Origin of the sequence: uncultured Amnibacterium sp., from assembly GCF_964245895.1 — a bacterium.
Taxonomy (GTDB): Bacteria; Actinomycetota; Actinomycetes; order Actinomycetales; family Microbacteriaceae; genus Amnibacterium.
On sequence record NZ_CAXTOQ010000127.1, the window covers coordinates 1 to 10,204 of the forward strand.

Sequence of the window (10,204 nt, forward strand, 5' to 3'; positions counted from 1 at the left end):
GGCCGCCCGCTCGGCCTCACCGAGACCGCAGCGCGCGGGCGGCTGCACCGGGCGCACCAGCGACCGCGCGGCCTGCGGGCGGGGCCCGGCTGCAGCCGCATCGGATCCGAGGAGGTCTCGGGATGAACCCGCCGCGTTGGAACACGAGGTACGCCGACCAGGTCCGAGGCGACCTCGTGCAGCTGGTCGAGCACGTCGATGCCACAGGGCGGTCGGCTGCGGCGCGGCGCGCCCGCGGGGCCGACAGGATGCGGTTCGTCGCGACCGGGGTCGTCGCCGCCCTCGTCGCTGTCGCCGCGGTGCTCGCGATCCGGGCGGGCCTCGACCGGCCCGCGCAGAACCCCGCCGCGCAGCCGACGCACTCCACCCAGCAGTCGGCCCGGCCCGAGGCGGAGGTGCAGCAGGAGCTGAAGGCGGCGCTGTCCGCGATCCTGCCCCCCTCCGCGCGGACGGCGCCGGCGCTGACCTGGACGGACGACCGCGACTCGCCCACCGGCGGCGCGATCGACACCGAGGGGAAGACGATGCTGATCGCAGCCGCCTGCGAGGGCGGAGGCACGATCACCGTTACGGTCACCGGCTCCCAGCGGCAGGAGCCCGACACCGTGCTGCAGTGCTCCCGGCTCTCGACCCTCGGGCCGATCGACCTCTCCGCCGCCGGCGGCACGGATCCTCCCGGTCCCGTCGGGTTCGACGTCCGGGTCACGAGCGGCCACCCGCGGTACTTCGCCAAGGCGGTCGCCGTCGACTCCGCGGTCTGGGAGGAGACGAGCCGGCCCTGACGTCTCCCGCGCGTCAGCGGGTACCGTTCCCCGCACCGCTCGTCGACCTCGGAGTGCCCGTGTCCCTCGCGTTCCTGCTGACCACCCTGGTCGTCGTCGCCACCCCGGGCACCGGCGCCGTCTACACGATCAGCGCCGGGCTGGCCCGTGGGCGCAGGGCGAGCATCGTCGCGGCGCTCGGCTGCACCCTCGGCGTCGTGCCGCACATGGTCGCCGCCATCACCGGCCTGGCCGCGCTGCTGAACGCCAGCGCCGTCGCCTTCCAGACGCTCCGCTGGCCCGGCGTCGCGTACCTGCTCTACCTCGCGTGGCACACCCTGCGCGACCGGTCCCCGATCGACACGGATCCGGCGACCGCCGCGGTCCCCGTGTGGACGACGATCCGCACGGCCGTGCTGATCAACCTGCTGAACCCGAAGCTGACGATCTTCTTCTTCGCCTTCCTGCCGCAGTTCGTCCCCGTCACCGAGCAGGCGGCCGGGCTGCACATGGTCGGCCTGAGCCTGGTCTTCATGGCCGTCACGTTCGTCGTGTTCGCCGCCTACGGCGTCTTCGCCGCGGGCATGCGCGCCCAGGTCCTCACCCGGCCGCGGGTCGTCGCCTGGATGCGCCGCTCCTTCGCCGCCACCTACGTGCTGCTCGCCGGCCGGCTGGCGCTCGTCGAGAAGTAGCGCGCCAGGCGCACGGCCAGGTCAGCCGTGCGACGGCAGCCGCGTGCCGCTCCAACTGGTCGCGCAGCCGAAGAACAGCAGCCGCCGTTCGACGCGGATGCCCGGGTGGGATGCGAGCGCATCGGTCGTCCACGAGCCGTCGCCGTACGCCCGCAGGTAGCGATGCAGCATCCGGTACTCGACGGGATCGGAGACGAGCAGGACGCCCATGACCGGCACCACCCGGCTGAGGTAGAAGCCGTACAGGACGCGGAGCACCGGGTTCGGCGGCTGCGTGACCTCCACGAACGAGAAGGCGCCGCCAGGCCGCGGCCGCATCATCTGCCGGCGCCAGCGGATCGAGAAGCCGAACGACATGACGACGTTCATCCGCTCGTAGCTGCGGGGCCCTCGCACCGCGGAGCCGTCGTAGAGGTCGGGCTGCACCACCGAACCGACCGCCGCTTCCGCTAGGACCCGGCCGCACGGCCGCGCTTCGAACCGTAGCGGCCATCTGAGAATCGCCCGGGCGCGTCGCGCCCCATACATACCCGGTATGTGCATACTGAGTGAGTTCCGTCCGATGGAGGTGCACGGTGTCCGTCCGATCAAGCCTGCTCGCGATCCTCAGCGAGGGTCCCGCCTACGGCTACCAGCTGCGGGGCGACTTCGACCTGCGCACCGGCGGCACGTGGCCGCTGAACGTCGGCCAGGTCTACTCCACGCTCGAGCGCCTCGAGCGCGACGGCCTGGTCGACCGCAGCGGCAGCGACGACGAGGGTCGCGTGCGCTACACGCTGACCGCCGGCGGGTCCGCGGAGGTGCGGTCCTGGCTGACGACGCCCGTCCAGCGCCAGGCGACTCGAGACGAGCTCGCCATGAAGCTGGCGATCGCCGCGACCCTGCCGAGCGTCGTCATCTCGGACATCATCCAGATCCAGCGGTCCTCGACGCTCGCGCACCTCCAATCGCTCACCCGCACGAAGGCGGACGCCGCCGCACCGAGCAGCACCGCCGACCTGGCCTGGTCGCTGGTCGTCGAGTCGATGCTGTTCCAGGCGGAGGCGGAGGTGCGGTGGCTGGACCACACCGAGGCCGTGATCGCGAAGGCCGTGCGCCAGGGGCTCGTGGGCGCGCCTGCGAGCACGGCGGCGGACACCACGGCGACGCGGGTGCCGCGATGACCGCCCTGCTCGAGCTGTGGCACGTCTCCCTGGTCTACGGGGCCGGCGAGCAGGCGGTGGACGCCCTGCGGGACGTCTCGGTGGAGGTGCAGCCGGGCGAGCTGGTCGCCGTGATGGGCGCATCCGGCAGCGGCAAGTCCAGCCTGCTCGCGATCGCCGGAGGACTGACCCGGCCGACCTCCGGCGAGGTGCTGGTCGACGGGCAGGCTCTGGCCCAGGTGTCGCCGAAGCAGCTGGCGGCCCTGCGCCGCCGCTCGCTCGGGTTCGTGTTCCAGGACTACAACCTCGTGCCGACGCTGACCGCGGCCGAGAACGTCGGCCTGCCGCTCGAGCTCGACGGCTGGAGCCGGCGCCGGGTGCGCGGCGCGGCCGTCGCCGCGCTGGAGGCGGTCGGGCTGGCGGACAAGGCGGACCGGTTCCCCGACGACCTCTCCGGCGGGCAGCAGCAGCGCGTCGCGATCGCGCGAGCCGTCGTCGGACCGCGCCGCCTCGTGCTGGCGGACGAGCCGACCGGCGCGCTCGACTCGACCACCGGGGAGCTGGTGCTGCGGATGCTGCGCGCCCGGGTCGACGCGGGCGCGGGCGGCCTGCTCGTCACGCACGACGCGCGGCACGCGGCGTGGGCGGACCGGATCGTGTTCCTGCGCGACGGCTCCGTCATCGACACCCGGCAGGCGCCGGACCCGGGCTCGCTGCTCACCGAGGCGCGCGCGTGAGCGCCCGCGGCGTCGCGGCCCGCCTCGCGATCCGCTCCGTGCGGGCGGCGCCCGGCCGGTCCGCCCTGATCGCCGCGATGATCGCGCTCCCGGTCGCGGGAGCCGTGATGGGCGGTCTGGTGCAGGCGAGCGGGCAGGCGACGCACGCCGAGCTGGTGACGACGGAGCTGGGGCGCGCGCAGGCGCGGCTGGAGGTGCGCAGCACGCCGGACTCGACCGCGGTGCAGGACCCGGTCACCGGCTTCCTCGCGAACGACGCCGGCGGCACCACGTCGACGACGGTCCGCAGCCCCGCCTCCGCGCTGCCCGCTGGCACGCGCATCCTGCCGGTGTACGACGCCGCCGTCACGGTCCGCACGGCGACCGGGCTCGGCAGCGTGCAGGCCGTCGTCGGGGAGGCGTGGGATCCGGCGTTCACGGGGAGGTGGACGGTCGTCGACGGCGCGAGGCCGAGCCGCAGCGGCGAGGTGATGCTGACGAAGTCCGCGATGACGCGCCTCGACGCGCGGATCGGCGGCTCCGTCGACCTGCTGCGGCCTGCGGCCCGGGCCGTCACGGTGACCGGTGTGATCGACGACCGGGTCGAGCCGACCGGCGTCGCCGAGGTCTTCGGCACCGCCGCGACGCTCGGCACCCCCTCCCCCGGCCTGCAGCAGACGTCGTACTACCTGCCGGACCACGCCGTGTCCTGGCCCGACGTGCAGCGGCTGAACCGGCTGGGCATCACGGCCTTCTCGCGAGTGGTCGTGCTGGACCCGCCGGCGACGCCGGAGCTCGTGGCGAGGAACGAGGGCGGGGGGTCGAGTGCCGCGCTCACCGCCGCGATCATCGCGGTCGCGGTGGCGTTCGTGCTGTTCGAGGTCGTGCTGCTGGCCGGCGCGGCGTTCGCGGTCACGGCGCGGCAGCAGCAGCGCTCCCTCGCCGTCGTCGCCTCCGTCGGCGGGGACCGCCGGGCGCTCGTGCGCGTGGTCACGGGTGCCGGTGTCGCGATCGGTCTCGTCGGCGGCGTCACCGGCGTCGCGATCGGCCTGGCCGCCGGCAGCGTCGTGATGGCCGTGACGTCGAACGGCAGCGGGACGCAGTTCCCCGGCTGGCACCTCCCGGTGCTCGCGATCGCGCTGGCGGTCGCGATCGCGGTGCTGGCCGGCTGGCTCTCCGCGCTGCTGCCGGCGCGGGCGGCGGCGAGGGCCGACGTGCTCGCCGCGCTGCGCGGTGCCCGCAGGCCCGTCGCGGGCCGTCGCCGGACGCCGGTCGTGGGGCTCGTGCTGATCGCGGTCGGTACGGTCGCGACCCTGCTCGGCGGCGGCGTGCTCACCACCGGCACGCCCGGCGAGATCGATCCGAACGGGAGGGGACCCGCCATCGCCCTCCTGATCGCGGGGCCGATCCTGATGCAGGTCGGCGCCCTGCTCGCCGTCCGCCTCGTGCTGGCGGGCCTGGCCAGGGTGGCGACGCCGCTGGGCGTCGGGCTGCGCCTCGCCAGCCGCGACGTCGCGCGCAACCGCGGCCGCTCGGTCCCGGCCGTCGCGGCGATCATGGCGACGGTGTTCGTCGGCATCTTCGTGATGTGCCTGACCGGCGCGAGCGTGGAGCTCGCCGCCCGGCAGTACCAGTGGGCCGCCCAGGTCGGTCAGGTGCCGACGCAGCTGCGCTACTTCGGCGACGGCGACGAGGCCACCGCGACGCATCTCAGCGACCCCTCCGACGCGTCCGCCGTGATGCGCAGCGTGCTCGGCGCCGGCGACGTCCGCGTGATCCGCGGCGTCCCCGACGCGACGGCGACGTTCACCGCCGCGCAGCTGCGCTCGAAGGCGCTCACGCCCGTGCTCGCGACCTCCTGCACCTCGTGCGACGCGGCATCGCCCTACGTGGGCTCGCTGGACGGCGCCGGATCCCACCTGTTCGTCGGCTCCGCGGCGGACGTCGCCGCCGTGCTCGGGCGCCCGCTCTCCAGCGCCGCCCGGGCCTCGCTCGAGCGCGGCGGCGCGGTCGTCGTGCACAGCGACTACCTGCAGCAGGGCGCCATCGACATCGGCTGGTGGACGCGCACGCAGCTGTCGGAGGGGGGCGCGTTCGGCGCCGCGATGCATCCGACCAGGACCGATCGCATCCCCGCGGTGGCCGACCGCCCATCCCACGAGGTGCCGTACGGCGCGTTCGTGAGCGCGGCGACGGCGCAGCGGCTGGGCCTGCCGACCGTGCCGACCGTGCTGCTCGCCACGCCGAAGGTGTTGCCGACCCAGGCGCAGCTGGACGAGCTGTCGCAGCGGCTCGGGACGCTGCAGGACAACCCGTCCGGCGTGTACGTCACGGTCGAGCGCGGACCGCAGGACCCGACGCAGCAGATCGGCTGGATCGCGGCCCTCGCCTGCGCGGTCATCGTGGTCGCGGCCGCAGGGGCCGCTGTGGGGCTCGCGCGCATCGACAACCGGCCCGACGCCGACACCCTCGCCGCCGTCGGCGCCCCTCCGGCGGTCCAGCGGCGGACCGCGTTCTGGCTCGCGCTGATCGTCGGAGGCACCGGCGCCGTCGTCGGCGGCGGGCTCGCGCTGATCCCCGCGATCGCGCTCGCGCTGCCCGGCTCGCCGCTGTCGTTTGCACCGCCGTGGCTCCCGATCCTCACGCTCGCGCTCGGGGTGCCGGTCCTCATCGCGGTCGTCAGCTGGGCGGTCAGCCCGGCGAAGCGCGGGCTCTCCCGGCGGACCGCGATCGCGTAGGAGGGCGGGCGCGGCTGCGTCGGCTGATCCGACCTAGGTCCGCTTGACCTTCGTGATGGGTCCGTCGCTGACCTGCCGGGGAGCGCGCCGCTGCCACGAGCCGTCGTGCCACTCCCCGGTGAGCTCGAACCACCGCACGGTCTTCCACCGATCCAGCAGCACGGCCCGCACCGCCGCGCGCACCACGGCGTACAGGAGGTAGAAGAAGACCGCCGCGAGAACGACGAAGATCAGCAGCGGTGCACCGGACACGCGCTCGAACCTACGGGCGAGCAGCACCGCGACGCGGTGCGACCCGCCTGACGGCGAAGGGCACCGGTCGCTCCCTACCCGCATCGCCCAGCAGCTGAACGAGGGACACGTCCTCGAGCCAGGCGCGACGCCGCTGGATGCGATCACCGACCCCCTCCGACGGCATCCGCGCCCGAACTGCCGCCGCGGTGCTCGGCGCATCAGGTGCCACGAGCGACGCGAGGTTCTGCGCGACGGGAAGGAGCAGATCCCGGTCGGGCGACGGGCGGACCGTGATCGCTGAGGAGGGGCGGGTTCGCCCACGTCCGCTCCGGCACACCTCGTCGGTTCCGGCAGCGGGATCGCGCCGGCGGCGCTGCCGGAGCGGACGGACGCTGCCGAAGCGACGCGATCCCCCTCCGCGGTCCTGTCCGCGCCGCCGGCTCAGGGGTCGGCGTGCTCGAGCAGGCCGCGCAGCTGCTGCTTCGCGGCCGCGTACCTGCCTCTCACCGTCGAGGCCGGGATGCCGAGGACCAGCGCGGCCTCGGCGAGGTGCAGCCCGTCCCAGTGCACGAGCCGGAGGAGCTCCGCCGCACCCTGCGGCAGCCGGTCGAGCAGCCGACGCACGAGGTCCGCGTCCGCCAGGTCGTCGGCGTGGTCGCGGTGCGGTGCCTCCAGCGTCGCGGCGGCCTTCAGCTGCTCGGTGAGGCCGAGCGCTCGGCGCGACGCCCGCCAGTGGTTCAGCAGCGCGTTGCGGGCGATGCCGAACAGCCACGGCCGGATCTCCCCGTCGACCGCGGGCGCCTGCCCGCGCCGCCGCCACGCGACGAGGGAGACCTCGCCGAAGAGGTCGGCGGCCGCATCGGCGCCGGCGGTGCGGCGCAGGAGGAACCGCAGCAGGTCGGGCGCCGCCTCCTCCAAGGCCGCCGCGATCCGGTCCCGCTCCCGACGTCGCATCACCGCTCGACGGCGCAGTGCTCGTGGGAGAAGACGTCGGCCGCGTCGGTGAGGTCCTCGCCGGGGTAGGCGCGGTCGAAGTCGGCGAGCACCCGCTCGGCGGCCCGTGAGACGAGCATCAGCGTCTCGAGCCGCGTCGCGTCGTGCGGGACCCGGACCGTCCACGACCGCCCGGCCACGAAGTCGCTCCACGCCCGCATGGTCGCCTGGTGCTCGTCGACGTCCCGGAGCTTGACGGAGGTCTCGAAGGTCACCGAGCAGCGGGTCGCCGACCCCTCCGACTCCACCCGCAGATCCACCGCGGTGATCTGCGGGTCGAAGATGCTGCGCACCAGCGGCGCAGCGGCCGCGGCTCCGCCGCCGATCGCGAGCAGCGCGACCGTCGAGAGCGCGGCGACCCGCCAGGTCACGCGCCGGCGCCCCCGAGCGGTCACGGCGCGCATCGCCGCCCGCGCGTGCCGATCCACCTCCGCCGACACCGTCGGGGCAGGGTCGGCGGCGGTCAGCCGACGCTCGCTCTCGTCCATGCGGGTCTCCTCGCCTCATCCCCCACATGTCCGGCTCGCTCCCGAACGTCCGCGGGTGCTCACAGCGTCGTGGGAAGCACGCCGCCTTCCGCGCGGAGGGTTGCGCCGTTCGTCGCCGACGACACGGGGCTCGCCAGGTACAGGACCAGGTTCGCGATCTCGGACGGCTCGATGAACCGCTGCAGCAGGCCGGGCCGGCCGGCGGCGATCGCGGACCGCATGGTGCCGGCGTCGATCCCCCGCGAGGCGGCGAGGTCCTCCACAGCCGAGCGACGGTACGAGGCCGCGACGCCCGCGCACGTCGAGAACGTCCGTCGACTCGTGCTGGACGCGTTGACGGCGGCGCAGAAGCGGCAGCTGCGGGCGATCGCTCGTCGGATCCTGCTCGCCGTGCGCGAGCGCGACGGCCCTCCCGGCTGAGCACAGCCAGCCCGCTCACCGGACCGTGCCTCCATGCTGTCGGCAGCATGTGCCCTCGCGGCCGTGCGCCCGAACCGCCGAAGGAGTCGTCGTGCCGATCGCCGCCGTGCAGTCCTGGTCCCTGCAGCGCACGCTGGGGCGGCCCGTCGCGGCGGACGCGTTCCCCTGGCCGGGCGGGATGGAGGCGCATCCCGGCGACGGGCTGCCGCTGCTCGAGCTGCCGGCGCGGCTCGCCGACCGCGGGTTCGGCGTCGTGCAGCTGTGCCACTTCCAGCTGCCGACCCGCGACGCCGGGTACCTCGCCGACCTGCGCGGCGCGCTCGACGACGCCGGCGTGACGCTCGACGCGCTGCTGCTCGACACCGGCGACCTCAGCAGCCCCGATCACGGCGACGAGGTCGAAGGCTGGGCGCGGGCGTGGATCGACGACGCGGCGGCGCTCGGCGCGGCCCGCATCCGGATCGTCGGCGGGCGGCAGGAGCCGTCGGCGGAGGCGATCGGCGCGGCGGCCGCACGCCTCCGCCGGCTCGTGGAGGGGTCGCCGGGCGTCCGCATCGTCACGGAGAACTGGCGCGAGCTGCTGTCCGGTCCCGACGTGGTGCTGCAGCTGCTGGACGAGACGCAGGGCCTCGTCGGCCTGCTGGTCGACCTGGGCAACTGGGGAGGGCCGACGAAGTACGACGACCTGCGCCGCATCGCGCCCTTCGCGGAGACCTGCCACGCGAAGTGCCACGCGAGCGCGGACGGCACCGGCCTGGACGCCGCGGACTACACCCGCTCGCTGCAGGTGCTCGCCGACGCCGGCTTCGACGGAGCCCTCGCGCTCGTGTTCGAGGGTCCCGGCGACGACGAGTGGGCCGGGCTGGACGCCGAGCGGGCCATCGTCCGCGAGGTGTTCCCGAACGCCTGACGACCCGGGACACTGGCCCCATGCCCGCTGCCCGCCTGATGCTGCTCGACACCGCGGCGCTCTACTTCCGCGCCTTCCACGGGCTGCCCGAGACGATCACGGCGCCGGACGGCGCGCCCGTGAACGCGGTGCGCGGGCTCCTCGACATCATCGCCAGGCTGGTCACCGAGTTCGAGCCGACCGACCTGGTCGCCTGCTGGGACGACGCGTGGCGGCCGCGCTGGCGGGTCGACCTGGTCCCGTCGTACAAGGCGCACCGGCTGGCGGAGGAGGGCGTCGGCTCGCGGTCCGACCGCGAGGTGGTGCCGGAGGCGCTGACCCCCCAGATCCCGATGATCGTGGAGGCGCTCGCCGCGCTCGGCATCGCACGCGTCGGAGCCGCCGACCACGAGGCGGACGACGTCATCGGCACCCTCGCGACGACGGCGATGACTCCGGTCGACGTCGTCACCAGCGACCGCGACCTGTTCCAGGTGATCGACGACGACCGCGGCGTCCGGGTCGTGTCGACCGCGCGCGGGATGCGCGACCTCGAGCTCGTCACCGACGAGGTCGTGCTCGAGAAGTACGGGGTGCGCGCCGCGCAGTACGCCGACTTCGCGACGCTGCGCGGCGACGCCTCCGACGGCCTGCCCGGCGTCGCCGGCATCGGCGAGAAGACCGCGGCGTCGCTGCTCGCCCGGTTCGGGGATCTCGAGGGCGTGCTCGCCGCGGCCGCCGATCCCCGCACCGGCATCCCGGCCGGGCAGGCGGCGAAGCTGCGGGCCGGGGAGGCGTACGCGCGGCGCGCCCTGCCGGCCGTCGAGGTCGTGCGCGACCTCCCCCTCCCCCGGGCCGACACCGCGGTGCGGATGACGGCCGAGCGGCGGGAGGCCGGCGCCGCGCTGGCCGAGCGATGGGCGCTGGGCCGCTCGATGGACCGGGTGATCGCCGCGCTCGCCGGCGAGCGCTGAGGCGGCGCCTCCGGGTCGGCCGCGGCTCGGAGAGGTCGGCGGCGGGTCGCGCGGCATCGAGGGCTTGAGCAGGACGATCCGGCTTGAGCAGGACGAATCGCGCTGGGGTGTCCCGCGGGTTGTGGAGGTTCGGCCTGGTGATTGCATTGGTGAAACG

Annotated in this window: 12 protein-coding genes; 7 read left to right on the plus strand and 5 right to left on the minus strand. The window is 74.9% G+C overall.

Going from position 1 to position 10,204, the window contains the following annotated elements:
* The first annotated feature begins 122 nt into the window (after positions 1 to 122).
* Positions 123 to 782 (plus strand): hypothetical protein, encoded by a 660-nt coding sequence (locus tag ACFE60_RS14575; protein WP_375389588.1) that lies wholly within the window; start codon positions 123 to 125, stop codon positions 780 to 782.
* Between the two features lie 59 nt (positions 783 to 841).
* Positions 842 to 1,453: a LysE family translocator gene (locus ACFE60_RS14580; protein WP_375389589.1), complete on the plus strand. Its 612-nt coding sequence runs from the start codon at positions 842 to 844 to the stop codon at positions 1,451 to 1,453.
* A 21-nt stretch (positions 1,454 to 1,474) separates the two neighbouring features.
* On the opposite strand, the gene ACFE60_RS14585 is transcribed toward ACFE60_RS14580, so the two are convergent.
* Positions 1,475 to 1,882 (minus strand): class I SAM-dependent methyltransferase, encoded by a 408-nt coding sequence (locus ACFE60_RS14585; protein ID WP_375389590.1) that lies wholly within the window; start codon positions 1,880 to 1,882, stop codon positions 1,475 to 1,477.
* Between the two features lie 146 nt (positions 1,883 to 2,028).
* Between ACFE60_RS14585 and ACFE60_RS14590 the strand changes: the two genes are divergently transcribed.
* The 3 genes from ACFE60_RS14590 to ACFE60_RS14600 are packed head-to-tail and all read left to right on the plus strand — an operon-like array spanning position 2,029 to position 6,049.
* Complete coding sequence (locus ACFE60_RS14590; protein WP_375389591.1) at positions 2,029 to 2,616, plus strand: PadR family transcriptional regulator; 588 nt, start codon at positions 2,029 to 2,031, stop codon at positions 2,614 to 2,616.
* Positions 2,613 to 3,332 carry an ABC transporter ATP-binding protein gene (locus ACFE60_RS14595; RefSeq protein ID WP_375389592.1) on the plus strand — a complete coding sequence of 240 codons (720 nt, stop codon included), beginning with the start codon at positions 2,613 to 2,615 and terminating at the stop codon, positions 3,330 to 3,332. The genes ACFE60_RS14590 and ACFE60_RS14595 overlap by 4 nt, the downstream gene beginning before the upstream one ends.
* The gene (locus tag ACFE60_RS14600) at positions 3,329 to 6,049 is read left to right on the plus strand and encodes an FtsX-like permease family protein (RefSeq protein WP_375389593.1); all 2,721 of its coding nucleotides are present in this window, start codon (positions 3,329 to 3,331) and stop codon (positions 6,047 to 6,049) included. Before ACFE60_RS14595 ends, ACFE60_RS14600 begins: the two co-directional genes overlap by 4 nt.
* Positions 6,050 to 6,082: 33 nt before the next feature.
* Here ACFE60_RS14600 and ACFE60_RS14605 read toward each other — a convergent pair whose 3' ends face one another.
* The 4 genes from ACFE60_RS14605 to ACFE60_RS14620 form a co-directional block, all read right to left on the minus strand.
* Positions 6,083 to 6,301 (minus strand): hypothetical protein, encoded by a 219-nt coding sequence (locus ACFE60_RS14605; protein ID WP_375389594.1) that lies wholly within the window; start codon positions 6,299 to 6,301, stop codon positions 6,083 to 6,085.
* Between the two features lie 423 nt (positions 6,302 to 6,724).
* Positions 6,725 to 7,237: an RNA polymerase sigma factor gene (locus tag ACFE60_RS14610; RefSeq protein ID WP_375389595.1), complete on the minus strand. Its 513-nt coding sequence runs from the start codon at positions 7,235 to 7,237 to the stop codon at positions 6,725 to 6,727.
* Complete coding sequence (locus ACFE60_RS14615) at positions 7,237 to 7,764, minus strand: hypothetical protein (protein ID WP_375389596.1); 528 nt, start codon at positions 7,762 to 7,764, stop codon at positions 7,237 to 7,239. Before ACFE60_RS14615 ends, ACFE60_RS14610 begins: the two co-directional genes overlap by 1 nt.
* Before the next feature lie 59 nt (positions 7,765 to 7,823).
* Positions 7,824 to 8,027 carry an SDR family oxidoreductase gene (locus ACFE60_RS14620; RefSeq protein ID WP_375389597.1) on the minus strand — a complete coding sequence of 68 codons (204 nt, stop codon included), beginning with the start codon at positions 8,025 to 8,027 and terminating at the stop codon, positions 7,824 to 7,826.
* Positions 8,028 to 8,275: 248 nt separating this feature from the next.
* On the opposite strand from ACFE60_RS14620, the gene ACFE60_RS14625 reads away from it, so the two are divergent.
* Both ACFE60_RS14625 and ACFE60_RS14630 read left to right on the plus strand, forming a co-directional pair.
* On the plus strand, positions 8,276 to 9,094 hold the full coding sequence (locus tag ACFE60_RS14625; protein WP_375389598.1) for a sugar phosphate isomerase/epimerase family protein: 819 nt from the start codon (positions 8,276 to 8,278) through the stop codon (positions 9,092 to 9,094).
* Positions 9,095 to 9,114: 20 nt separating this feature from the next.
* On the plus strand, positions 9,115 to 10,047 hold the full coding sequence (locus ACFE60_RS14630; protein ID WP_375389599.1) for a 5'-3' exonuclease H3TH domain-containing protein: 933 nt from the start codon (positions 9,115 to 9,117) through the stop codon (positions 10,045 to 10,047).
* Positions 10,048 to 10,204: the final 157 nt, after the last annotated feature.

Bases quoted from the DNA above. Each gene is read 5' to 3' on its own strand.
- ACFE60_RS14610 (WP_375389595.1), bottom strand. From the start codon at position 7,237: ATGCGACGTCGGGAGCGGGACCGGATCGCGGCGGCCTTGGAGGAGGCG.
- ACFE60_RS14595 (WP_375389592.1), top strand. From the start codon at position 2,613: ATGACCGCCCTGCTCGAGCTGTGGCACGTCTCCCTGGTCTACGGGGCC.
- ACFE60_RS14575 (WP_375389588.1), top strand. From the start codon at position 123: ATGAACCCGCCGCGTTGGAACACGAGGTACGCCGACCAGGTCCGAGGC.
- ACFE60_RS14615 (WP_375389596.1), bottom strand. From the start codon at position 7,764: ATGGACGAGAGCGAGCGTCGGCTGACCGCCGCCGACCCTGCCCCGACG.
- ACFE60_RS14630 (WP_375389599.1), top strand. From the start codon at position 9,115: ATGCCCGCTGCCCGCCTGATGCTGCTCGACACCGCGGCGCTCTACTTC.